General features: G+C 49.2%; 17 protein-coding genes. 15 read left to right on the top strand and 2 right to left on the bottom strand.

The annotated features are described in order from the left end of the window. Window positions 1-750 precede the first annotated feature (750 nt). Window positions 751-1,218: an Lrp/AsnC family transcriptional regulator gene (locus tag CTR2_RS16410; RefSeq protein ID WP_003067511.1), complete on the top strand. Its 468-nt coding sequence runs from the start codon at window positions 751-753 to the stop codon at window positions 1,216-1,218. Between the two features lie 115 nt (window positions 1,219-1,333). On the opposite strand, the gene selD is transcribed toward CTR2_RS16410, so the two are convergent. Beyond that, window positions 1,334-2,404 carry a selenide, water dikinase SelD gene (gene selD / locus CTR2_RS16405; RefSeq protein ID WP_087084542.1) on the bottom strand — a complete coding sequence of 357 codons (1,071 nt, stop codon included), beginning with the start codon at window positions 2,402-2,404 and terminating at the stop codon, window positions 1,334-1,336. A 523-nt stretch (window positions 2,405-2,927) separates the two neighbouring features. On the opposite strand from selD, the gene CTR2_RS16400 reads away from it, so the two are divergent. Genes CTR2_RS16400 through CTR2_RS16380 form a run of 5 tightly spaced genes read left to right on the top strand, consistent with a single transcriptional unit; the run spans window position 2,928 to window position 9,568 of the window. Next, complete coding sequence (locus CTR2_RS16400; protein ID WP_238707842.1) at window positions 2,928-3,767, top strand: ABC transporter permease; 840 nt, start codon at window positions 2,928-2,930, stop codon at window positions 3,765-3,767. Continuing rightward, on the top strand, window positions 3,764-4,435 hold the full coding sequence (locus CTR2_RS16395) for an ABC transporter ATP-binding protein (RefSeq protein WP_087082611.1): 672 nt from the start codon (window positions 3,764-3,766) through the stop codon (window positions 4,433-4,435). Before CTR2_RS16400 ends, CTR2_RS16395 begins: the two co-directional genes overlap by 4 nt. Beyond that, entirely contained in the window at window positions 4,432-5,562 is a 1,131-nt protein-coding gene (locus tag CTR2_RS16390; protein ID WP_087082613.1) for a KpsE/RkpR family capsule polysaccharide export protein, read from the top strand. Before CTR2_RS16395 ends, CTR2_RS16390 begins: the two co-directional genes overlap by 4 nt. A 26-nt stretch (window positions 5,563-5,588) precedes the next feature. Beyond that, window positions 5,589-7,364, top strand: coding sequence for a polysaccharide biosynthesis/export family protein (locus CTR2_RS16385; RefSeq protein ID WP_087082616.1), 1,776 nt, complete (start codon window positions 5,589-5,591; stop codon window positions 7,362-7,364). Window positions 7,365-7,387: 23 nt separating this feature from the next. Next, window positions 7,388-9,568 carry a coiled-coil domain-containing protein gene (locus tag CTR2_RS16380; protein ID WP_176391623.1) on the top strand — a complete coding sequence of 727 codons (2,181 nt, stop codon included), beginning with the start codon at window positions 7,388-7,390 and terminating at the stop codon, window positions 9,566-9,568. A 66-nt stretch (window positions 9,569-9,634) separates the two neighbouring features. Here CTR2_RS16380 and CTR2_RS16375 read toward each other — a convergent pair whose 3' ends face one another. Continuing rightward, window positions 9,635-10,402 (bottom strand): hypothetical protein, encoded by a 768-nt coding sequence (locus CTR2_RS16375; protein ID WP_176391624.1) that lies wholly within the window; start codon window positions 10,400-10,402, stop codon window positions 9,635-9,637. A 432-nt stretch (window positions 10,403-10,834) separates the two neighbouring features. Between CTR2_RS16375 and CTR2_RS16370 the strand changes: the two genes are divergently transcribed. The 9 genes from CTR2_RS16370 (at window position 10,835) to CTR2_RS16330 (ending at window position 24,931) form a co-directional block, all read left to right on the top strand. Further along, window positions 10,835-11,875 carry a coiled-coil domain-containing protein gene (locus CTR2_RS16370; protein ID WP_176391625.1) on the top strand — a complete coding sequence of 347 codons (1,041 nt, stop codon included), beginning with the start codon at window positions 10,835-10,837 and terminating at the stop codon, window positions 11,873-11,875. A 32-nt stretch (window positions 11,876-11,907) separates the two neighbouring features. Further along, window positions 11,908-13,467 carry a glycosyltransferase family 4 protein gene (locus tag CTR2_RS16365; RefSeq protein ID WP_087082620.1) on the top strand — a complete coding sequence of 520 codons (1,560 nt, stop codon included), beginning with the start codon at window positions 11,908-11,910 and terminating at the stop codon, window positions 13,465-13,467. 1 nt (window position 13,468) lies between these two features. Next, window positions 13,469-14,587, top strand: a complete 1,119-nt coding sequence (wecB, locus tag CTR2_RS16360; protein ID WP_087082622.1) for a non-hydrolyzing UDP-N-acetylglucosamine 2-epimerase — start codon at window positions 13,469-13,471, stop codon at window positions 14,585-14,587. A 42-nt stretch (window positions 14,588-14,629) separates the two neighbouring features. After that, window positions 14,630-15,892, top strand: coding sequence for a UDP-N-acetyl-D-mannosamine dehydrogenase (wecC, locus tag CTR2_RS16355; protein WP_087082624.1), 1,263 nt, complete (start codon window positions 14,630-14,632; stop codon window positions 15,890-15,892). A gap of 178 nt (window positions 15,893-16,070) precedes the next feature. After that, entirely contained in the window at window positions 16,071-18,014 is a 1,944-nt protein-coding gene (locus CTR2_RS16350) for a CgeB family protein (protein ID WP_087082626.1), read from the top strand. Continuing rightward, window positions 18,011-20,176 (top strand): glycosyltransferase family protein, encoded by a 2,166-nt coding sequence (locus CTR2_RS16345; protein ID WP_140401009.1) that lies wholly within the window; start codon window positions 18,011-18,013, stop codon window positions 20,174-20,176. Before CTR2_RS16350 ends, CTR2_RS16345 begins: the two co-directional genes overlap by 4 nt. Before the next feature lie 10 nt (window positions 20,177-20,186). Further along, window positions 20,187-21,791, top strand: coding sequence for a heparinase II/III domain-containing protein (locus CTR2_RS16340; protein WP_087082632.1), 1,605 nt, complete (start codon window positions 20,187-20,189; stop codon window positions 21,789-21,791). A 35-nt stretch (window positions 21,792-21,826) separates the two neighbouring features. Beyond that, entirely contained in the window at window positions 21,827-22,819 is a 993-nt protein-coding gene (locus CTR2_RS16335) for a CgeB family protein (RefSeq protein WP_310220797.1), read from the top strand. 21 nt (window positions 22,820-22,840) lie between these two features. Further along, complete coding sequence (locus CTR2_RS16330; protein WP_087082634.1) at window positions 22,841-24,931, top strand: capsular polysaccharide biosynthesis protein; 2,091 nt, start codon at window positions 22,841-22,843, stop codon at window positions 24,929-24,931. The last annotated feature ends 146 nt before the right edge of the window (window positions 24,932-25,077 follow it).

Below are 25,077 nucleotides of genomic sequence, written 5' to 3'. Positions count from 1 at the left end.
ATTGCAATGAGCAGGGTTTTTTGTTTGTGTGCTTGGAAGGCATGCAAGCGAGCCCAAAGCTTTCAGTCATGCGCGCTTGAGGCACTCAGGTTACGTTATCGCGCAGCCAGCCTTGCTGGGCAGCGACAAGGTCGCAGCCTTCGATAATTGGAGGCAGCTTGCAGTCTGATGGGCTCAGGCTTTGCCGAAAGCGACGCACCAGGCCAAAGAATGCATAAGGGTAAGTACTTGCATTTCGCAGATATTTGCGGCAAACCAGCCAAACTTACCGAGTGTTTTCGCCGTATCGTCGGTGGCATCGATGAGCGCGGGAAAACAACCATTAGACTCTTCGCTCTTTTGTGTCGCTGTTACTCGGTGAGCGCACTTGGGTCCTTGTAACGAGTTTGACCACTCGCCCACAACAGAGATCTGGTTTTGGCCAGAGTCACTCTGACGTACCGCAGTGCGCCCTTGCCATGGTCACAAGCGCAGGCAAGTGCAGATATGTTGATATATCTTGCCTGATTGAAACAAATGTATACAGATTTGCCATCTGAAAAGACAAGCTCACTACCAGGCTGGGTTAGCTGACACAATGATTGGTTGTTGGGTGTCGCTGAGGTTCGCTCCACGCGTTTGACTGAGGTCGAACAGCAACAGAAGTCGCTCGGCACAAGGCATGGCTGCAGGTGGTGGCAGAGAGTTCTTGGGGTTTGTGTTTAACGCAGCGTTTGCGTAAGTGCACGGCAAGATTTGGATAGACAAGGTATGGAATATCGACTGGATGAAACGGACCGCCAGCTGCTGCGCCTGCTGCAGACCAATGCGCGTGCCTCGACCGCGCATTTGGCTCGGCAGATGAATCTGGCTCGGACCACGGTGGTCGCTCGCATCGCCAAGCTGGAGCAGGAGGGCGTGATCGCCGGCTATGGCGTTCGCCTTGGCTCGCGCATGGAGCAGTCTGCTGTACGCGCCTATTGCGGTATCCGTGTTCAGCCCAAGACAGCAACTTCGGTGATGCAGGCGCTCAACCGCTTCACCGAGGTGGAAGAGGTGTCGGCCGTCAGCGGACAGTACGACTACATGGTGTTTGTGCGCTGCGAGAGCAATGAGAAACTGGATGCGCTGCTCGACCGTATCGGCCTGATCGACGGCATTCAGCAGACCTATACCTCGGTGGTGCTGAGCCGCAAGATCGACCGTCGCACCACGGCCGAGGTTGTGGGCGAGGCTTAGAAGCCCAGAGTCACAATCCGCGCTCATATGCAAAACGCCCGGTTTGAGCCGGGCGTTTTGCATTCTGTGGTGGAAGGAGAGCAAGGCGGCACTCCTTCTCGACTGTCCGGCGTGCTCAGTCCACAAAGACCTTGGGCGCGCCAGCCTCCATGCGGCCAATCACTGCCGCATCGCCAAAACCGCTGTCGGCAAAGACCTTGAGCACCTGCTGGACAGCATCTGCTGCACAGGAAACAAGCAGGCCGCCAGAGGTCTGAGGGTCGGTCAGCAGCGCTTTCTGGGCGTCTGTCACGGTCGATGCCAACTGGATGTGCTCACCATAGGATGCCCAGTTGCGCCCCGATGCGCCCGTGAAAATGCCTTGCTCTGCAAGAGCCTGAACACCGGGCAGCACGGGCAGCTTGGCGCTTTCAATACGTGCGCTGAGTTGGGCGCCACGGGCCAGTTCCAGGCCATGGCCCAGCAGGCCAAAACCGGTCACGTCGGTCAGTGCGTGCACGCCCTCGAGCTTGGCAAGCTCGGCGCCGGGGCGGTTGAGCTTGGTGGTTGCATCCACCATGGCACGGTAGCCTGCATCATCCAGCAGATTCTTCTTGAGCGCCGCCGAGAGAATGCCCACGCCCAGGGGTTTGCCCAGAATCAGCACATCGCCGTCCTTGGCATCGGCATTGCGCTTCATCTGCTTGGGGTTGACGATGCCGATGCCAACCAGGCCGTAGATGGGCTCCACCGAATCAATTGAGTGGCCGCCCGCCAGAGGAATGCCTGCATCGCGGCAGACCGATTCGCCGCCTTCCAGAATCTTGGCAATCACATCGTGTGGCAGCACATTGATGGGCATGCCCACAATGGCCAGCGCCATCAGCGGCGTGCCGCCCATGGCGTAGATATCGGACAGCGCGTTGGTGGCGGCAATGCGGCCAAAGTCATAGGGGTCGTCGACGATGGGCATGAAAAAGTCCGTCGTCGCCACGATGGCCTGCTCGTCATTGATCTTGTAGACGGCCGCGTCGTCTGCGGTCTCTGTGCCTACCAGCAGGTCGGGAAAAAACTGCTTGGGCAGATTGCTTTTGGCCAGCAACTCCGACAGCACGCCGGGCGCAATCTTGCAGCCGCAGCCGCCACCGTGGGAGAGGGAAGTCAGGCGCAGGGTCGCGGGGGAGGCGGTTTCTTGAGTGGTGTTCATGTCAATCCAGACGGCAAGCAGCACTTATGTTGCTGCGGTAGTGATAGAGATGCTTGTGCTCTGCCGGAAGTTCATCCCGAATGCACAGTAGGTTCTCATTATTGACTGTCTGAGGGGGTCTGCAGACTATTGTCGATTCTCTGGGGGATGTACTTGGAGAGGCACCAAGATGGCTCAGCGGTGTACCTGGCGTTGTGGAATATTATTTTTTGAATATTCGATAACTAGATTTGCTAATGGATAAATACCAAAAAAATAGGTTTTTTATTCTTGACTGATATTTATCGGAAATCGTCGCGAGAGATGAATGGCATATTCATGCGCTAACGTAATCTTCAGATTGAAAAAATTTAAGTTAACTGCCTTTAACATTGAAATAATAAAATAGCTAAAATAAATTGACATGTTCAAATCAATAGATTATTTATAATGTAATTGAATGTGAAACGGGTGTGATGACTGGTTGTAATAAGGTTTTGCTTATGTTTTGATTTACAATCAGTCGATTGGATTTCAGTGCGTCTTGAGTCCAAAGGAACGAGGATTTATTTTGGACTCAGCCCCGTCTTCTGGTGAGATCTCTGCACCACGTAGTTCACTTTCCGTTACTTTTGCGGTATGGAATGCACTTTTCCTGCGCGAAGCCGTTGCGCGCTTGAGTGCTACTCGCGGCGCCTGGGTACTCATTGTGCTGGAACCAGTGTTGCATGTTTGCTTCATGCTGCTTCTGTACACCGTTCTGCGTGCACGCTCCGTGGCAGGCGCAGACGTGGCTGTGTGGCTGGTCCTAGGCTTGACTGGCTACTTCACGGTGCAGAACGTTTTCCAGCGTGCCATGGGCGCGGTCGATGCCAACAAGGCCTTGTTTGCCTATCGTCAGGTACGGCCCATTGATACCGTGATCGTTCGAGCGAGCCTTGAAGCAGTGTTGGGTTTTCTGATATTGGTTGTGCTCCTCAGTATTTTGGCTTTGTTGGGGCATTCTGTTATTCCGGATTCGCCGATGGAGGCCATCCTTTCCTTTATTGGATTAATGCTCGGTGCTCTAGGGGTTGGGCTTATCCTCTCAGTTCTGAGTGATCTGGTTCCCGAGGCTGGGAATTTGATGATGTTTCTGTTTCGGCCTTTGTATTTTCTATCGGGTGCTATATTTCCATTGTCGGCAATACCAGTTAAATACAGAGAGTGGGCTTTCTATAATCCTTTCGCGCATGGTCTTGAATTGCTGAGGTCCAGCTTTTTTCCTGTCTATCATGCGGCGCCGGAAGCTAATTTTAAATACCTCTTTTGGTTTGCGGCAGTTTCTATTTTCTTCGGCCTGGCTTTGCAGGTTCGTTTTGCCAGAAAATTGAGAGCGCAATGATTATTGTCGATAATGTGCACAAGCGCTACCAGACTCCGCATGGTGCGGGGCGATGGATTCTCAAAGGGGTAAATCTATCTATCCCAGCCAAGGTCAGTGTTGGGTTGGTCGGCCGTAATGGCGCCGGCAAATCAACCTTGCTCAATCTGATTGGCGGGGTGGATACCCCTACACGTGGGACGGTAGAGCGGCGTAGCCGGGTATCCTGGCCCATGGGGTATGGCGGAGGCCTGCAAGGCTCCTTGACTGGTCGTCAGAATGCCAAGTTTGTTTCGCGCTTGCATGGATTTGATTCGTTACATGCCATGGCCGAAAAGATTGCATTTATCCAAGATTTTGCCGAATTGGGCTCATCCTTTGATGAGCCCGTTCGCACTTATTCCTCGGGTATGAAGTCGCGCCTGCAATTCGGACTTTCCCTTGCATTTGATTTTGATGTGTATATCTCGGATGAAGCGACTTCCGCTGGAGATGCTTCATTTCGGAAGAAAGCTTCCGCTGCGTTCAAGCGTATTGCGGATCGCTCTGGACTTATTATGGTTTCACACAGTGACGGTACGTTGCGCGAGTTCTGCCAGGCCGGTATTTGGTTGCATGAGGGCAAGGCCCATTGGTTCGATAATATCGAAGATGCTTTAAAGAATTACAAAGACAGTATTGCCACATGACTGATTTCTTAAAAAAAGAATACTTCAAGAATTATTGCAAAGCCGTCTGGCGCTTGAAGGCCCTCGCCATTGCATTATGTGTATCTATATTGGCTATTATCTATTGGGGGGTTATCGCTTCTGATCGCTATGTTTCCGAAGCCCGTGTGCTGATTCAGCGTACCGATATGGCGGCTTTACAAGCGCTCGACTTTGGATCGCTGTTGGCCGGGGGGGACGGAATCTCACGTGCAGATCAGATGTTGCTGCGCGACCGATTGCTGTCCGTCGATATGTTGCTGCAGTTGGATAAGGATCTGAATCTACGCGAACATTACAGCAGCCACGATCATGACGTGCTTTCGCGCATGTTCTTCCATGATGCATCGCTGGAATTTTTTCACCGGCATTTTCTCTCGCGCATCAGCGTGGAATATGACGAGTATGCCGGTGTGCTGGTCATTCAGGCTCAGGCCTATGACGCTGAAATGGCTAGGAAGATCACCAGCGCATTGGTGCATGAAGGCGAGCGTTACATGAATACGCTGGGTCATCAATTGGCACAGGAGCAGGTGAATTTTCTTGAGAAGCAGGTCAAGGAGCGTGGCGAGCATGCACTGAACGCGCGTCAGCGCGTGCTGTCCTTCCAGAATGCCAAGGGTCTGATCTCGCCTCAGTCCGCGGCCGAAAATCTGGCCGGCGTGGTCAACAAGCTGGATGAGCAGCTAACCGAACTCAGTGCGCGCAAGACTGCGTTGCTGGGCTATCTTGCTCCCACGGCTCCCGCTGTAGTGGAGGTTGATCTGCAGATACAGGCCGTGGAAAAGCAGATCAAGACGGAAAAGGCCCGCTTGACCAGCGCCAAGGGGCAATCGCTGAACAAGACGGTAGAAGAGTACCAGCGCCTGGAACTGGAGGCGCAGTTTCAACAGGACGCTTACAAGAGCGCCTTGGTCGCACTGGAAAAGGGCCGGGTAGAGGCAACGCGAACCTTGAAGAAGGTGCTGGTGCTGCAAAGCCCATCGATGCCTGAATACCCTCTGCGCCCCCGCCGCCTCTATAACATTGCCACCTTTATTCTGGGTGCCTTGCTGCTGGCCGGGCTGGTGCAATTGCTGGCATCCATCGTGCGCGACCACCGCGACTGATTGTTTTGAATTTTTCGAGTTTCATCATGCAACGTTTTATCGCGCATACCTGTATCAGCTCGGCAGTCGCGGTGCTGCTGACTGGTTTGGTACCGGCTCAGGCACAAGTCTCTCAAGCTGGTTCACGTCAGGACACATCGGCGTCCAGTGTTGATCCTTTCCAGATCAATCAGGCGCTGGGCTTGTTGCCTTCTGGCGGGACTTCCAGCGATGCTTCGGCAAGCCGTTCTGGCGCTGCTGTCCCAATGCAAGCACCTGTGTTGCCACAAGCACCCCAGACTGCGGATTACACGGCCAACCTCAATAGCGATGTATTTGGTGCGAATCTGTTTACCGGCAACTTTGCTCGTGCCGGGGCAACCCAGTTCAACCCCGATTATTTGGTGACGGTGGGTGACCGTATCCATTTGCGGCTTTGGGGTGGTTTTACCTTTGACAGCGTGGCTGCGGTCGATCCGCAAGGCAATATCTTTTTACCTCAGGTCGGGCCGATCAAGGTACTGGGCATTGCCAACAAAAATCTTCAGCAGCAGGTAGAGGCAGCAGTACGCCGCGTGTTTCGCGCCAATGTCTACAGCTATGCCAGCCTGGCTGCTGCGCAGCCGGTGCGCATCTTTGTGGGTGGCAATGTCATGCGTCCGGGTCTGTACAACGGCACCAGCATGGACAGCCTGCTCAACTACCTGGACCAGGCGGGCGGCATAGACCCGGAGCGAGGCAGCTTTTTGACCGTTCAGGTCAAGCGCGGCAGCTCCGTGCGTGCAACTTTCAATCTCTATGACTTTCTGCTCAAAGGCCATCTGCCGCTGCTGCAACTCAATGATGGAGATGTGATTTTTGTCCCCCCCATTGCCAACCGGGTGCGCGTATCGGGTCTTGTGAACAATGCCAAGCGTTTTGAGTTTGCCCAGGGCTCTGAAACCGTTGCCCAGTTGATGCAGTTGGCCAAGCCACAGGCGCAGGCCACTCATGTGCGCATTGCTCGCAATACCGGCACAGTCAAAAACACGGAGTACTACCCGCTGCAGGAGGCCAATGCCTTGGTGCTGCAAAACGGCGATGAGCTGGAATTTACCGCTGACAAGAAGCCCGGCACCATTACGGTGCGCGTCGAAGGCGAGCACATGAACTCTCAGGAGTATGTGTTGCCTTATGGCACCCGCCTGGGCTCTCTGATGCAGAACATTCAGACCTCGACAGACGCCGAGCCTGAAAGCATTCAACTCTTCCGCCAGAGCGTGAAGGATCGCCAGAAGGAGATGCTGGCTACCAGCTTGCGCAGCCTGGAAACGGCACTGCTTACGGCCCGCAGCGGCAGCAGCGAAGAGGCTCGACTGCGCAAGGAAGAAGCCGATCTGACATTGCAATGGGTGGAGCGCGCCAAGAAGGTGGAGCCCACTGGCCAGGTTCAGATTGCGCAGGCTGCACAGCGTGACAATATGTTGCTGGAAAACGGCGACGTCATTCGCATACCGCGCAAGGATGGCCTCGTTCTGGTCAGCGGGGAGGTGCTCTTTCCCAATGCAGTGGCTTTCGACGGCTCTCTGAGCCTCAAGGACTATATCGATCGAGCTGGCGGTTTCACCCAGACAGCGGATGCTGCCCGTGTGGTTGTCGCGCACAGGGATGGCGCGTTCGAGCAGGTCGATACCGGCAAGCTTTTTGAAAATACCCGCCTCAAGGCCGGCGATCAAGTGCTGGTATTGCCGAAGGTAGACGAGAAAAAACGCCAGTTCTGGAAGGACATCACCCAGATCATGTACCAGATCGCTATTGGTGCAAAGGTTGTGTTTGGTCTTTGATTTTTTTGAATCGTTGAAGAGCTATGAACAAAATTATTGTGGTGGGGCACCCTCAGTCGGGCTTTGAGAGTGTGGAGGAGTTGCTGCTGGACTGTGGCATGGCCGAGGCCAAGCCATCCAGGCGCGAAGGCTTTGTGCCAGCACAGATCAGTGAAACGCTGGTCAAAGTGCATGGCGCTGTTCCGGTGCAGCATGTGTGTGTTGCCGATCAGCTTGCACAGATCGAGGTGGCGCCGGTCTGGCAGGGTCTGGCACTGGACTTGATGCTGGCCAATATGGAGCAGTCTTTGTGGGGCTGGGCTGATGCACAGGCGGTCTATCTGCTGGATTACTGGAAGTCACAAGATCCTCAGACGGTGTTCGTTCTGGTGTTTGATGAGCCGCAAAGCATGTTTACACGCCAGGCCATGGAGCATGCTGACGCAAGTCCGCAAGAGCAGGAGGCCAGAATCAACGGCTGGCTTGCCTATAACTCCGCGCTGCTGCATTTTCATTTGCGCAATCCTGAACGCAGCCTGCTTGTTCACGCAGCGCAGGTAAAGGCATCGGCGCAAAGCTATTTGCAGCAACTCAGCTTGCATGTCGATGCCCAACTTCGATTGCCCACCGAAGAGGCTCAATCGTTAGCTGATCACGATAGCCAGGACCTGGGCAATGACCTTATGCAGGTCAGCGCTGGCCCGGTGGGCAAGCAAAAGCAAGCTCTTGATTGCAATCCTCTGGCTCAATGGCTTGCTCAGCAACTGTTGGAAGAATATCCGCAAGCGACTGAGCTTTATGAGCAGTTGCAGGCTGCTGCGTCGCTGCCGCAGCGCAGCCAGACGCAGACAGGAAGACAGTTGGTCGCATCAAGCGCGCAGGCCAATCGCAAATATCAGGCCTGGTCGGCTTTTGTCGCGCAGCAGGCTGCCATGCAGGCGCATGCCCAGCGCCTGCTGCAATTGGGTAAAGAACTGGACGAACAAGCCCTGCAAGTGCAGCAGCGTGAGTGGCAGATTGAGCAGTTGAATCAGGCTGGTGCGAAAGCGCAGCAGAGTGCACGGGAGCAGGAGCGCCTGCTGGCCGCCAAAGTCACTGAATTGCAGTCCAGTGGACAGGAAAATCAACTGCTGCTGAAGCAATTGCACAAAGTGCAGGAAGAGCTTGAAAGCCGCTATCTGCAAGCCACCCAGCAGGAAAAAGCTTTGGCGGAGCTGAACAAAATCAAGGCTGATTTGAAAACTGCGCAGGAAAAGAACACCGCCTTGCAAGCTGTTGGGCGGGAAAAGCAGACCTTACTTGTCAAAGCACAGCAGAGTGCACAGGAGCAGGAGCGCCTGCTGGCCATCAAGGTCACTGAACTGCATTCAAGTGGAGAGGAAAGCCAGTTGTTGCTGAAGCAACTGCACAAAGTACAGGAAGAGCTTGAACGCCGCTATCAGCAAGCCATCCAGCAGGAAAAGGCTTTGACGGAGCTGAACAAAGTCAAGGCTGATCTGAGAGCTGCGCAGGAGAAGAACACGGCCTTGCAAGCCATTGGGCGGGAAAAACAGACGCTGCAGGAGCAGCTGCAGAAAGTTCAGCAGGAGCTGGCAAACCGCAAGGCCCAGGCTCAGCAGGAGGAAAAGACTCAGGCCGAGCTGCCAAGAGTCAAGGCAGAGCTGAAAGCTGCGCAGGACAAAACCGTGCAACTGCAGCGAAGCGAAGAGCAGCTGAAAAGACAATTACAGGCTCAAGGTGCGAAGGCTTCTGCCGCTATTGACCTGGAAAAAGAAAACGAGCTGCTGCTAACCCAATTGCACAAGGTGCAGGAAGAGTTAGAGCGCTATTACCTGGAAAACAGCAAGCTCAAAGCCACGCAGAAACCGCAGCCGCAGGCCTATTACGGTGCTGCGGATCGCGTGAAGCAACAGCTTTCTTATCGCCTGGGTGCCACCATGATCAGGCAATCGCGCAGCATCGGCGGTTGGTTGAATATGCCTTTTGCATTGCGCGCCGAGGCAAAACGTTACACGCGGGATCAGGCTGCAAACAAAAGCCTCCAACTACCGCCCATCACGCAATATCGTGATGCGCACGAGGCAGAGCTGATCAAACAACATCTCTCATATCGTTTAGGTGCTTGCTTGGTGGCAAATACCAAAACACTGGGCGGCCGTATTTCCCTGCCTTGGAGCCTGTACGCGGAGGTGAAGGCATTCAGAAAAGAGCGCCAGTCGTACTGAAGCTTTGCATGCACTAATTGCCGCCACACTGATCGTGGCTGAAATGGCAGAATTTTTATGAGTAGCTCAATGAATACCATCATCCCCTGGTTGGAGCATTTGAACGTACTGATGCCTCCCAGAAATATCGCCCTGGTGGGGGCTGGTAACGGCAAGGGCATTTGGGCGCAATGGCTGGCGCATCAAGCCAGCAAGTCCCGAGTGACGTTTATAGAGGCGGAGCCTCTGCAATATTCGACCTTGCAGCGCACATTGGACTTGTTGGGCGAACGTGCTCAACATTGCGAAATACGCAATACCGTGGTTGCGGCTCAACAGGGCACGGCTTCCTTTTTCGTGGCCAACAGTCAGCAGGAAAGTGGCCTGCTGGAGCCTCGATCGCTTTTGAGTCTTTGGCCCAATCTGCAAACGGAAGAGGTCAAAGAGCTGAGAGCCATTACCTTGGACGCCTTGTTCAGTGATCTGAGCGAAGACGCCGAGCAGCCAATGGGTGAAGGACATTGGTTGGTCATTGACTGCCTGCCTGCAGGGGCTCTGTTGCGAGCCTCCAGCAAGCTGAATTTGGTGGATGTAGTCATTGCAAGAGTCCTGCTGGGCGAAATGCACGCAATGCCAGACGGCACGAGTCTTGAAGAGGTGGCAGAGTTTCTTCAACAAAAAGGCATGGTGCAGATTGCAGTCGAAGCCACTCGCCATCCTGGCATTGGGTATGCCTTGTTTGTGCGAGATGCAAGGGCGGCCTTGCATGTACATCACAGCGAGTGTCAAAAGCTGCGTCTCAATGGCGAAGAACAGGCGAAGTTGTTGCAGGAGTTTCAGGCTCAGGTCGGGCAATTGACCCAGACTAAAGCTGCTGCCGAAAAGCGCTCGCAGGAGCTAGCCCTGCAACTGGAGCAACTGGGCCAAGCGCTTGAGAAGCAGAGCAGGCTGGCACAGGAACGTCTGAGCCAGACGGAGCAACTGGCTCAGGCCAAGCTGATTGTGGAGACGCAATCGCAGGAGCGAGTTCAGCAGTTGGAGCAGCTCGGCAAGGCGCGTGACGAGCAAGCTAAGCTGGCGCAGGAGCGTCTGGCGCAGACCGAGCAACTGACTCAGGCCAAGGCCGCTTCAGACAAGCAGTCGCAGGAAAGAGCGCAACAACTGGAGCAGCTCACCAAGGCGCGTGACGAGCAAGCCAAGCTGGCGCAGGAGCGTCATGCTCAGATCGAACAACTGACCCAGGCCAAGGCCGCTTCAGACAAGCAGTCGCAGGAAAGAGCGCAACAAGTGGAGCAGCTCACCAAGGCACGCGACGAGCAAGCCAAGCTGGCACAGGAGCGTCTGGCGCAGACCGAGCAACTGACCCAGGCCAAGGCCGCAGCTGAAAAGCAGTCGCAGGAGCGAGGGCAACAACTGGAGCAGCTCACCAAGGCACGTGACGAGCAAGCCAAGCTGGCGCAGGAGCGTCATGCTCAGATCGAACAACTGACCCAGGCCAAGGCCGCTTCAGACAAGCAGTCGCAGGAAAGAGCGCAACAACTGGAGCAGCTCACCAAGGCGCGTGACGAGCAAGCCAAGCTGGCGCAGGAGCGTCTGGCGCAGACTGAGCAACTGACCCAGGCCAAGGCCGCAGCTGAAAAGCAGTCGCAGGAGCGAGGGCAACAACTGGAGCAGCTCACCAAGGCACGTGACGAGCAAGCCAAGCTGGCGCAGGAGCGTCATGCTCAGATCGAACAACTGACCCAGGCCAAGGCCGCTTCAGACAAGCAGTCGCAGGAAAGAGCGCAACAACTGGAGCAGCTCACCAAGGCGCGTGACGAGCAAGCCCAGCTGGCACAGGAGCATCAGGCCCAGATTGAGCAACTGACGAAGGCCACAGTCGCTGCTGAAAAGCAGTCGCAGGAACAAGACCAAAAACTGGAGCAGGTCAGCAAGGAACGTGACGAGCAAGCAAAGCTGGCGCGGGAGCGTTTGGTACAGGTCGAGCAACTGACTCGCGCTAAGGCAGTAGCTGAAAAGCAGGCTCAAGAGGGGGCGCAACAAGTTGCGCAACTGAGCCGAACTCAGGATGAGCAGGCTAAATTGATCCAGGCTCATGACGAGCAAAGCCAAAAGCTCATTCAGGCCAAGAATAGCGCTGATGAGCAATTGAAGGTAGCGAAAGAAAAATTATTGATTAAGCAACAAGAGCTTATAGAAATTCAAGTCGTCTTGCAGGAAGCAAGAATTGAAAAAATCAATAAAGAAAAAATTCAGCTTGAATTAGATCAAGCAGAATCTCAGATTAATTTGGTTCAGAAAGTTTTATATCGCTGGCGCGAGGATTAATTGTGCGGAAAAATAATCCAATAGTAAGACCAATGAATATAAGAGAAGAGTCCATCAACGCACAAGGTGAAGTTCTTTCAGAGTTACTGGACATTAGTCGTTATCAGTGGCAATGTGGTGATTGGAATAGTCTCGCTCAATTAAGAGAGGGTTCGATAAGGAATAGTTCCAATCGAGCTGAAATTGCTATTTTGGTTGCAATCGCCCTGTTTCAAGTTGGAGATATTGCTAAAGCAAAAAAGTATATCGATATCTCGATAAAATGGGGTGGGAGTAAGGAGCTGATTGGGAGATTGTTGATATCTGCTAGCTACATTAACCTTAGTCGTGCCGCCAATTTTTCTGGGGACAGTAAGAGGTCATTGCTTTTTCTTGAGAAATCTGTCAATGCTAGAGGGGGATATTTAAAAAATAATAAAGAAATCCTCTTTTCGAAAAATCAAGAAGGAAAAAGGAATCTTATTTCTTCAGGCGAAAAGTATAACTTCAGAGGTAAAAATGAACTACTTCTGGGAAAAAGAATATTAATAGTTCTTTGGTTCAGAAGTCTTTCTGGTGGTGGTCTTCACGAAAATGTGAGGGATACCGCCAACGCAATCTTGGAAGCGTGTGGAGAACCTGTTGTTATTTGTCCCAAATCAAGTTTTGCTGAAGAGCTGATAGCCTCCGGGATTCGTGTGATTCAGGTTGATTTTGAAATTTTCGGATTTGAAAAGACTATTCATGATTGCTTAGTGAACTACGATTTAGTTCATTGCCATCCAGGGCCAAGCAGAAAAGTAGGCTTAAAACTAGCAGGTATGGCCAATTGTCCCCTTATGATGACGATACATGGAGCATGGGATGACGGAATTTCTGGATATGTAGAGAAGATTGACGCGATTGTAGCTGTATCGCAGTTTATAAGAGATAGTTTGCTCGAAAAAATTCCACAGGCAAAATCTAAAATACTATTAATTCCTAATGGGGTGGATGTATCAGAGTTTAAATTTGATGCTGAATTTAATAGTGGAAATTTCTGTGCAGCTTTTGTTGGTCGAATAGATACTGATAAAAAAGACGGTATAGACTTGCTTAAAAAGTTATGGGAGAAGCAGGCTGTTAATGAGATTCCTTTATTTAAGTGGAGAGTGGCAGGTGACGGTCCTCTTTTAAATGACCTGAGGGCGTTTAGTAAGAAAATATTTGAAAATGACGAGCATATAGAATATCTGGGATGGTTAGATAGAAAATCCCTTGCAAATTTGCTTTCTGAAACAAATTTTGCGATTGCTGCAGGTAGAAGCGGGAGTGAAGCCTTGGCAAGCGGTTGTTCTACAGTGCTTTCTGGAAGAGAAGGCCATATGCTCGTGAAAAATTGGAAAAATTTCACCGACGCTGTGTATAGCAATTTTGGTGGTTTTGGATCTCAATATTCAAAAGTTTCCTTTGAAGAGGTTGTTGATTTTGTAAATGAATGTTATTCCGAATTTAAAGAAAATTCCATTTTGAAAAAAGATATTATTCGAAAATATATAAAAAAATATCATAATAGAAATTGTATTGGAGAAATGATAGTTCATCAATACGCAGGTTTAATAATGGGGAAATAAGATGAAAGTGCTTACTGTTTTTGGAACGAGACCCGAGGCTATAAAAATGGCCCCAGTGGTCAGAGCCCTGGCCGCCAACCCGGTACTAGATGCCAAAGTCTGCGTGACGGCGCAGCATCGTCAGATGCTGGATCAAGTGTTGGAGATTTTTGATATTCGCCCAGACTTTGATCTTAATCTGATGAAGCCCGGCCAAGATCTGTCTGACATCACTAGCAATGTCTTGCTGGGCATGCGTGAGGTATATAAGCAATGGCAGCCTGACATTATCTTGGTGCATGGTGATACCACTACCACCATGGCAGCCAGCCTGTCGGCGTATTACGCCAAGATCAAGGTGGGGCATGTGGAGGCAGGTCTGCGTACCCACAACAAATATGCGCCCTGGCCAGAAGAGATGAACCGTTGTCTGACAGGGGCGATTGCAGACATCCACTTTGCTCCCACTCCTAAGGCACAAGCCAATTTACTGGCTGAAGGTGTGGCGCCTCATGCTATTCATGTCACAGGTAATACCGTGATTGATGCTTTGCTTGATGTCGTGCAGCGTGTACGGACCGACACTGCTTTGCAGCAGCGTTTTGCCGAGCAATTTGGCTTTATCGACCCTAGCAAGCGCCTGATTCTGGTGACTGGTCACCGCCGTGAAAACTTTGGTCAGGGCTTTGAAAATATTTGCCATGCGCTGGCTCAGCTTGCGCAGCGTAGCGACGTGCAGATTGTGTACCCAGTGCACTTGAATCCCCAGGTTCAGGAACCAGTGCGCCGTATTCTGGGCAATGTCCCCAATGTGGTACTGATAGAGCCGCAAGACTATCTGCCCTTCGTGTATCTCATGGATCGCTGCACTTTGTTGATTACCGATTCTGGCGGTGTACAGGAAGAGGCCCCATCTTTGGGTAAGCCTGTACTGGTCATGCGTGACACCACGGAGCGCCCTGAAGCCGTGGATGCTGGCACAGTCAAGTTGGTTGGCACCAATACTGAAGCTATCGTTCAGCACGCGACTGAACTGCTGGATAGTTCTGTTGCATACCAAGCAATGGCTCGCGCCCACAACCCTTATGGCGACGGCCAAGCCTCAGCACGCATTGCCCAGCTGCTGCAAGCTACTGTTTAATAATTTTCTCCCTCTCCATTTTTGTATTTGGAAACTATTAGTATGTTTGAAAAAATCTCCATGATCGGCTTGGGTTATATTGGCCTGCCTACCGCAACTTTGTTTGCATCGCGCAAGAAAAAAGTCGTTGGGGTGGATGTCAGCCAGCACGCGGTGGATACTATTAATCAAGGCAAGATCCATATTGTTGAGCCCGAACTGGATATTCTGGTGCATGCGGCTGTGTCTGAAGGTTGGCTGCGCGCGACCACAAAGCCGGAAGCTGCCGACGCTTTTTTGATTGCGGTTCCCACCCCCTTCAAAGAAGACCACCAGCCTGATTTGAGTTATATCGAAGCTGCAGCAAAGTCGATCGCTCGAGTTCTGCAGAAAGGTAATCTGGTGGTGTTGGAGTCAACGTCGCCCGTTGGTGCAACCGAGCAGATGGCAGCTTGGCTAGCGGAAGCACGTCCTGATCTCACCTTTCCACAACAGGCTGGTGAAGATGCCGACGTGCAGGTGGCTCATTGTCCTGAGCGTGTTTTGCCTGGTCACGTGGTGCGAGAACTGGTTACGAATGATCGTGTAATCGGTGGGATGACCAAAAAGGCTAGTGAAATGGCTGTCGCCCTATATAAGACGTTTGTGGAAGGTGATTGCATTGTTACCAATGCCCGAACGGCAGAGATGTGCAAGCTGACGGAAAATAGCTTTCGCGATGTCAATATTGCCTTCGCCAATGAGCTGTCGATGATTTGCGACGAGCAAGGCATTAATGTTTGGGAATTGATCGCTTTGGCTAACCGCCACCCCCGCGTCAATATTCTTCAGCCTGGTGCAGGTGTCGGTGGGCACTGCATTGCCGTTGATCCTTGGTTTATCGTTGCTAGCAACCCCGATCAGGCAAAAATTATTCGTGCGGCGCGTGAGGTGAATGACCACAAGCCGGAATGGGTGCTGGAAAAGGTCAAAAGTGCCATTGTGGACGCCATGACGAAAAATCCTGGTAGTACTATGGCTGATATCAAAGTAGCTTGTTTGGGTCTGGCCTTCAAGCCCAATATTGATGACCTGCGTGAAAGTCCTGCAATGGAAATAACGCACAAGGTGGCGGCGTTGGGTTGCCAAGTATTGACGGTTGAACCAAATATTCATGAACTACCTCAAAAGTTGGTCCGTAGCAATTTGAAGCTTTCTCCTCTGGAAGATGCATTAAGCAGTGCAGATGTAGTTTGTGTACTTGTGAAGCACAGCGCCTTTATCAATAAGGTTGGTGTTATCCGGGGTCACGCTAAATCAATTGATGCAGTCGGCCTTTTTGAATAAAAATATTTAACAAGGCACCGTTCATTTTCAAGATGCGGTGTCTTGATTTTTCTTCAGTGCACTGCATTGCATTGCATATAGTGTGGATACCCTCTAAAGATAATTTACTAGAATGATGAGATCTGTTAGATCTATATCATTTGGAAATTATAGATACTGAATCTTCAAAGTAATTAATATGTCTCAGGTAAAAATAGCTGCATCCGAGTACGCTAAAGGTAATTATTCTGCTGCTTTGGATATATATTTATCACTTGGAAAGACATTAGGTGAGGAGATTTTTCGTGTCAATGTTTTTTTATGTGAGCAAAGGTTAAAAAAAGCTGATCAGCTTCCGGTAGGAAATCGAGAAATGATGCATCCAGAAATGCATGTTCTTCGAGGATCAATGAAAAAAGATATTGCGTGTTTGCAGGTTCGAGGGCCAGGAGCTAGATTGGATATTTCTGCTGCTGTAGCTTACGCTATTAATGATGATAAAGAATCTAGAAAGTCAGTTCTGCTTTTCCGATTTTTAGATAAATTTGGAAATATCATTAATGATGTTCCTGGTGTCGGAATGTCAGCCTCTTTTAAACAACATTTTAAGTATTTAAATTCTAATTCAAAGTCAGTGGAAGAGGACTTAAAAGAGGTTTTTAAAATATCATTGCCCGTTAATGTGTCAAGAGTGGAAATATCCTTGGCAAGTTTCGGGATCTCTGAAAATGAAAACATAGCCGTTCGAATACAAGGGAAATGTACTTCCGACGTTATTGAGGAGGAAAATAGGTTAAAAGATATAACGGCACAGGTATTGCCAAACCCAATTACTCATGATAAAAAAATAAAACGCTATACCTCTGACTTGGTTGTTGCTTGCATTCTTGATGAGTTCACATCGGAGTGCCTGTCTCATGAAGTTAATTTAATCAAGTTGACGCAAGAGAGCTGGAAAGATGAGTTGGAAAATATTAATCCTGATTTTCTGCTGGTTGAGAGTTGCTGGCGTGGGAACGATGGGAATTGGGGCACCTTGAGTAAAGGGAGCGGTGGTGGAAAAAAATTAAGTGGACTTCTTGGGTATTGTAAACAGCGAGGAATACCTACTGTATTTTGGAATAAAGAAGATCCTCCCCACTATGATAAATTCGGCGCTATTGCTGCACTGTTTGACTTAGCTCTTACCACCGATGTAAATATGGTGCCGCGCTACAAGTCTGACTTTGGTATAGATGTTTATCCCTTGTCGTTTGGTGCTCAGCCAAAGATTCATAATCCCATAAGAGTTATTGATCGCCAAGAAAAAGCTGTATTCGCTGGCTCTTACTACGGCGATAAACCTAAACGCTGTGAAGATTTCAATGAGGTAATGAGCCAGCTTCAGGCAGCAGGTATTCAATATGATATTTATGATAGGAATTATCAAAAATCCATAGAGAAATTCTCATTTCCGGAGAAATATCAAAAATGTATTATTGGTAATTTACCACCGGAAGAGGTCTGGAAGGCTCACAAAGGCTATAAGTACCAGGTGAATATGAATTCCGTGCAGGACTCCGCAACTATGTTTGCTCGCCGTGTTTATGAGTCTTTGGCATCTGGTACGCCAGTGATCAGTAATGAATCAGTAGGTGTTCGAGAATTGTTTGGCGATATAGTAATAATGCCTGGTGAATATAGTATCAGTGAACAATTGAGAAATCTAGAAGCCTCGCCCAGTCGGTATACCGAGCTTGCCCGTCGAGGTGTGCGCAAAGTGATGCGTGAGCACACCTATGGTCATCGGATCCAAAGCCTGTGCCGTCTTCTTGGGATCGATGTCGATCTCAAACAACCATCGGCCACAATGGCTTTTACTGTCAGAAGCGAGGCCGAGGTTGTAAGAGCTAAAGAAATTTTTGAGCTGCAAACACTACCGAATAAACACCTATTTATAGAGCTGGAAAACTTTGATAATTCATATAAATTTCTTAATTATTCAAATGATACAGTGACGTATGCTATGAGCTTTGCTCATCAATTTTATTCAGATGATGCGAGTTTTTATAGCGGCCAAAATATAATTAAATGCAATATTAATCAGCTATTGTCATCTGAGGCACTTGAAGATTCTGTTTATTGGGGAGATTTTACATCATGAGCTATTTCGTAAATAAAAAAGTTTTGATTGTTTCATGGCATTTTCCCCCATATAAAACTTCTTCTGCTTTTAATCTTTTTAAGCGACTTAAAGATACTGGATATGAATACGATGTTCTGCAGATAAAGCGTGCAGAAAAACCTGATAATGAAATGATGTTTAGCTATTCGGCGAGTCGTTTCAATAGCTATGAAATTCAAGTACCTTCGGAGAACTCCAGAGACATTGGAGCAAGAAAGTTTTTCGTAGAGAAAGTTCTTGATTTTTTTCATAAACTTAATGAAGAAAATCATTACTCAGTAATGATCTCACATTCACATGAGATCGCTTCGCACATGGCAGCGATGGCAATTAAAGATGCATATCCTGACTTGCGCTGGGTTGCTTCATTTGGTGATCCTATAGCGGCTAATCCGTTCAATGAGTCTTACAAATTTCCTCTTTTAGAGGAAGATAGCATTACAGAAGCTAAGGTTCTTCAGAAGGCCGATCGTATCATCGTTACAAACCCCTATCAGCAGGGACTAGTGACTTCCACGCAGATGCAGCCTGTGGATGAGAGTAAGTTCTTCGTGCTTCCACATTGCTTTGACGAGCGTATGTATCCAAGTCAAATGGAAAAGCCAAGTTTTTCCCTTGAACGTGGCGATGTATTCCGTTTCAAGCATGTGGGGATGCTCTACAAATATAAGCGAACATCTGAGCCATTTATGCTAGGTGCTCAGCGACTCCTGAAAAATCATCCGGAACTAAAAGGTCGCTTTGTCTTAGAGTTTTATGGTGCGAATGACCGCTATATTCAATCTGCTGCTGACTATGGGTTAGATGGGATTGCGAGCTTCAAGGGTAATGTCAGCTATCTAGAAAGCCTTGAGGTAATGACTACCGCGGATTGCTTGTTGTTGAGAGATGCTGATTTCAGCGATCAGGGGTTAAAAGCCACGCCATTTTATCCTGGAAAGCTTGCTGACTATCTTGGCGCAAAAAAGCCAGTTTTAGCTGTAACGATGTCTGAAGGCTGCGTTCCCGATATGCTGAGTAAGCTTGGCGGCGCCTCCTTAACCGAAAGTGATATTGATGGTATCGCGAACGCTATGTTTGATGCTATTCAGGGGAAGTTGAGTATTGATGTACATGAGGCTGATAAATATTCTTATACTAAGATTGCAGAATTAGCAAAAAAGGCTTTAACGTTTTCTAAAGATAAAAAGAAAATACTTATTGCAGGTCATGACCTAAAGTTTGCAAAATTTCTCATTGAAAAAATTGAAAGTAGCAGTGAATTTGAATTGCTAATTGATCAATGGCAGGGTCATAATAAACATGATGAAGAAAAAAGCAAAAAACTACTGAGTCAGGCGGATGTGGTATTTTGTGAGTGGGGGCTTGGTAATATAGTATGGTATTCTAATAATATTAAGAATGGTCAAAAGCTCATTGTTAGAATACATGCACAAGAGTTAAAAACTCGTCATTTAGATGCATGTAATCATAATAATATTCATAGATATATATTTGTCTCGCCTTATTTTTATGAGTTGATGATATCTGAATTTTCCCTTGAGCGCAAAAAATGCCAGATGTTTTTCAATATGGTCGATACACGCTCTTTACGGAGAGCTAAGAAATCTGGGTCTGAATTTAATATTGGAATGATAGGCTATGTCCCATATTCTAAACGTATTGATAAAGCGCTTGATATCTTCGAATCTTTATATAAAAAAGATACCAGATACAAATTATATCTAAAAGGTAATAGGCCGGAGGATTTTCCGTGGATGCGTTCCAAAGGAAAATCTGATGAGATGAATTTTTACAAAGAGCAATTCGAAAGAATTAATAATAGTGTGTGGGGCGCTAATGTTTTTTTTGATGGGTTCGGTCCAATTGATGAATGGCTTGAAAAAATAGGCTATGTAGTTTCTGTTAGTGATAATGAGAGTTTTCACTTGGCCGTCGCTGAAGGAATGGCTAGTGGTGCCGTTCCGATAATATTGGAGTGGCCTGGGGCAAGTTCTATATACCCACAGGAATATATTATAAGCAATATCTCGCAAGTTGATAGTTCAATCCTTAAGGAGGTTGTGGCAGGCGATTTATCAAAATTCACAGAGAAATTTGATAAGGATATTGTTTGTAACAGTATTATTTCTGGTTTTTAAGGATTGTAGAATGTATAATAATCAATATTATTTCCATGAATATTATGAAAGAGTATTTTTTGGTATCTCCTTAAAAAAAGGAGGAGGGGCTTCTAAATGGGTTAATGGGACTGTATGTATTCTAAAACAACCCCCATATTCCATGAGTTTGCCTGTTAATTGGCTTGATGATCCTTATACACATCGTAGTTGGCGCTGGATACTAAATGGATTCCAATGGATGGATGGGTTGTTGGCTGATTATAAATTTCAGAAAAATATTAAATCTATCGAGTTATGTGTTGAATATTTTTTAGATTGGATAAATTTTTATATTACACAAAAGAACTCAGGAGAGTTTTTGTGGAAAGATGATGCTGTTTCTTTTAGAACATTCAGAATTTCAATTCTTGCAAAATATGTTTTTCTTGAAGAGAATAATTATTCTGAAATTCAAAGAAGAAATGTTATGGAGGTGTTGAGATTACATTATCTTGAGCTGTCTGATCCAAAAAAATTCAAAACTAACAATCATGGTATATTCCAGATACGCGCATTAATGAGTCTTTTGGCTTTGCATCCATATATAGGGGATTTGGATGTGTGTAAAAAATATTCTGTGGAAAAGATTAATTGGCTATGGATTAGGCAGTATGGCAAGCAAAATATTCATTTGGAGAATAGTACTGGGTACCATTGCCATATTTTGAAAGAATTTGAAGAAATATTGCTGAGTCCGGAGTTCGACGGATTTGAATTTTGCTATGATTTGGATACGGTTAAAAAGGTAAAGGAAAATACTAAATATTTATTTCATCCTAATGGCGTTGGAACATTATTTGGAGACTCTAATTATTCACGACAGACGCATGAGACGGCAATAGGTGATCATCTCTTTAATGAGGCTGGTTATGCTGTATTGGCGGGAAATAATCCTGGTGAAGATAATTCATACCTTGCTGTTAGGACCGGTTTCCCAAGTAATGCGCACAGACACTCTGATGATTTCTCATTTGAGTGGTCAGAGAGTGGTGTGGTTATATTGCAAGATTCGGGGAGGTATAGCTATGACTACGAAAGTGATTTCAGAAAATTTGTTAGTGGAACCAGAGCACATAATACAGTATCAGTCAATGGTTGCAATTATCCATGGTGGGGTGATTTTAAAAAGAATGATTTCTATGAGGATGCTATAAATTATTATAGTGGAATGAATGATGAGTCTACGTTAATTCTGGAGAAGTATTTCCATTCGTTGGAAGTGAATTTTAAGAGAAAAATAATTTATTCGAAGGGAAAAAGGCTCATTATTTCTGATAATCTAACGTCAAAGAATAATAATTCATATGAGCAATGGTTCCATTTCTCTAAGGATTTTGAATATTTTGGAACGGATAAACTTGGGCGTACGATATTTAAATCTTCAAAAATAGCTGTGGCGGTCGAGGCTTTGCAAGGGTCAGAGGTTTTTGTAGTGAAGGGGCAGATGGCGCCTTTTATACAAGGCTGGATTAGTTATGGAGAAAGAGAAATATCTCCTCGGTGGTCTATAGGATTCAAAAAAGAGGGAAGGGAGTGCCTCTTTGAAGTCGATTTTTCATTTGTTGATATGAATATTCAAACTAATGTTAATTAGTACATTGCATTTAGCAATGCTGAGCTATGAGTAGAGTGAAAAAAGAGATAAAAATTGCATTAATATCAGATGAATTAACATACTGTGCTTTATCTGAAGAGTGTGATATCTTAAATATTAATTCTATTAATTACTGGTTGGTGCTGAAATTTTGGAAGCCAGATTTTGTTTTTGTGGAATCTGCTTGGCATGGGCACCGTAATGCCTGGAAGTACAAGATCGCGGCATACCCCGACTATCCAAAGCGATCCAATAAAGATTTGGCTAAAGTGATCACTTGTGCCCGTGATCTTGGAATTCCATGCGTTTTCTGGAACAAGGAAGATGCCGTGCATTTCGATCGTTTCATTGCGAGTGCGGCTTTGTTCGACACTGTGTTTACGGTCGATGAAAACTGCATATCACGTTATCAGGAAATTTTGGGTGTCAATTCTAAAGTACGCGCACTGCCTTTCCCTGTGCAGCCCAGAAATCACTTCCCCTTGAGTAGTGACTGTGAAATGCATTCTGGTGCATGCTTTGTAGGGAGTTACAGTCACCATGTTCATGATCAACGGCGAAACTGGCAAGACATGATGTTTTCAGCCGCTCAGCCTTATGGATTGACGGTATATGATCGTAATTCAGATAGAAAATCAAAAAATTACCGTTATCCAGATTGGCCATGGATCGAGGTGAAGGATAGTGTTTCCAATGAAAAGACCGCAGATATCTATAGAAAATATCTAGTTCAATTCAATGTAAATACAGTGACAGATTCACCGAGCATGTATTCACGCCGACTGGTGGAGGCATTGGCCTGCGGCAGCATTGTGGTGACCAATCCGGCCCTGTCAGTGGATCGTTACTTTTCCGAATATTGCGAGGTGGTGCACTCTCGCGAAGAGTGCGATGACGTGCTGGAGCGCATCTTTCGCGGCGGAGGCAAACATGAACGTGAACGTGCGCGTGCCGGTGCGGACTATGTTTTGCGGGAGCTCACCTGGGCCAAGCGGCTGCAGGAAGTCGTGGAAACCATCGGCCTGTAGGCAGTTTCCAAGAAAGATTGCATGAAAGCATGGATTTGCGCCTGCTGGTGGAGGCATCGGCTGCGTCTTCAAGAGCGGCTTCTGGATTTGCCGGTTCGATATTTGCCGCACGGATTGCTGGGCCCTGCCGATGTTGTGGGTTGGGGCGACAAACGCAGTGGGCGAATGGCGCAGCGTCTGGGGCAGTTGTTGAGAGTTCCAGCGCTGCGATTGGAGGATGGCTTTCTGCGCTCATTTGGCACCGGCGAGCATTTCCCGCCGCTGTCGCTGGTGGTCGATGACGCAGGCATTTACTATGACTGCACGAGGCCCAGTGCGTTGGAGCACCTGCTGAGCAGCGATACCAATATGTTGGCACCGGATCCCGAGTTGGTACGGCAGACTCGTGAGCAGCTGTTGTCCGCCGGGCTGAGCAAATACAACCATGCCCCGGACCTGCCTGAGGGCATGCTGCGCAGCGACGATGCTCAGCGGGTACTGGTGGTGGACCAGACGGCGGGCGATATGAGCGTGGCAAAGGGCGGGGCGGATGCCGCTACGTTTGAAGCCATGCTGGCGGCAGCCTTGGCCGAGAATCCGCAGGCCACGGTTTATGTCAAGACCCACCCCGAAGTGACTTCGGGCCGCAAGGGCGGCTATCTGACGGGCGTGCAGCCCGACGCACGCACAGTGGTGTTGCGTGATGCGGTCAACCCGATGAGCCTGATTGCTCAAATGGACAAGGTCTATGTGGTCAGTTCGACCATGGGCTTTGAAGCATTGCTTGCCAGCAAGCCGGTGGTCTGCTTTGGCGTGCCCTGGTACGCGGGCTGGGGTGTGACGGATGATCGCCAGCCGCAGCATGCCGCCATGCTGCGGCGGGCCGGCCGCAGGCGCTCGGTGGACGAGTTGTTTGCAGCCGGCTATATGCACTACAGCCGCTATCTGAATCCAGAGACTCGGCAGCGCGGCAATGTACTGGATGTGGTGGACTGGCTGGCGCGTCAGCGGCAGGTGGCCCAGCGCTTTGGTGGGCGCATGATTGTGGTGGGCTTTCGGCGTTGGAAGGCCGCGAACGTGAAGGCCATGCTGTCGCTACATCCTGGCAAGGTGGTCTTTGTCAAGAATGCCGCTGCAGCAAGGGCTTTGCTGCCTGCTGATGATGATTGCCTGGTCTGCTGGGGTCGGGTGCCGCCAGAAGGTGTGCAGGAGTTGGCTGATGCGGCGGGCGTGCGCCTGCTTCGCATGGAGGACGGCTTTGTGCGCTCCGTGGGCCTGGGCTCCGACCTGATTCCGCCGCAGTCCTTTGTGCTGGATGCCAAGGGCATTTACTTCGACCCGGGTCAGCCTTCGGAGCTCGAGGATTTGCTCAACACCCGGGCATTCACGGCTCAGGACCTGCAGCGTGCGCGCAATGTGCGCGCCTTCGTCGTCGAGCACGGCATCACCAAGTACAACCTGGAGCCCAATCGCCCGGTTGACTGGTTCAGCGATGCACATCCACAGGCCGGTCGGCAGGTGGTGCTGGTGCCGGGTCAGGTAGAGGATGACGCCTCCATTCGCTTTGGCTGCGATGCCGAGGGCGTCTGCACGAACCTGGGTCTGATCCAGGCGGCGCGCACAGCATTTCCTCATGCATTCATTGTCTTCAAGCCGCATCCCGATGTGAGCAGCGGCAACCGCAAGGGCCATGTCGAGCCGGCCCAGGCTTTGCAGCATGCCGACCACATTGAGCGGGGCGCTTCGGTGGTCAGCTGTATCGAGGCCTGCGATGTGGTGGTGACCATGACCTCGTTGACCGGCTTTGATGCCTTGCTGCGCAACAAGCAGGTGGTTGTCCATGGGCGGCCGTTCTACGCCGGTTGGGGCCTCACAGAGGACCGGCTGCCAGTGCTGCGCCGCAGCCGCTCGCTGTCTCTGGATGAGCTGGTTGCCGGGGCGCTGCTGCACTATCCCTTGTACTGGGATCCGGTGCTCAGAGGCTACACGAGCTGCGAAGCGGTGCTCAGGCGCTTGCTTGAGCAACGTACCGCTCTGGAGCAGTCGGGCAGTTTGCATGGCCTGAAGTCCGGTTGGTTGAGGCGGCAATGGCGCAAATCCAAGGTGTTGCTTCAGTCGATTTTGTCGGGTTGATGATACTTACCTTTTTTTGCAATTATTTTTCATCGATTTGTTGTCAACGTGCAGTGATGTGCACAGGTTTCGCTCGGTGAAACCCCTAAAATAGGGCGGTCATATTTCATGACGCCTCCATAAAGATACCAAGCGGCCTGACAGCC

The sequence above is a fragment of the Comamonas thiooxydans genome, from assembly GCF_002157685.2.
GTDB lineage: Bacteria > Pseudomonadota > Gammaproteobacteria > Burkholderiales > Burkholderiaceae_C > Comamonas > Comamonas testosteroni_H.
Note: the sequence above shows the minus strand (reverse complement) of the source record. Positions and strands in the feature narration are given on the sequence as shown.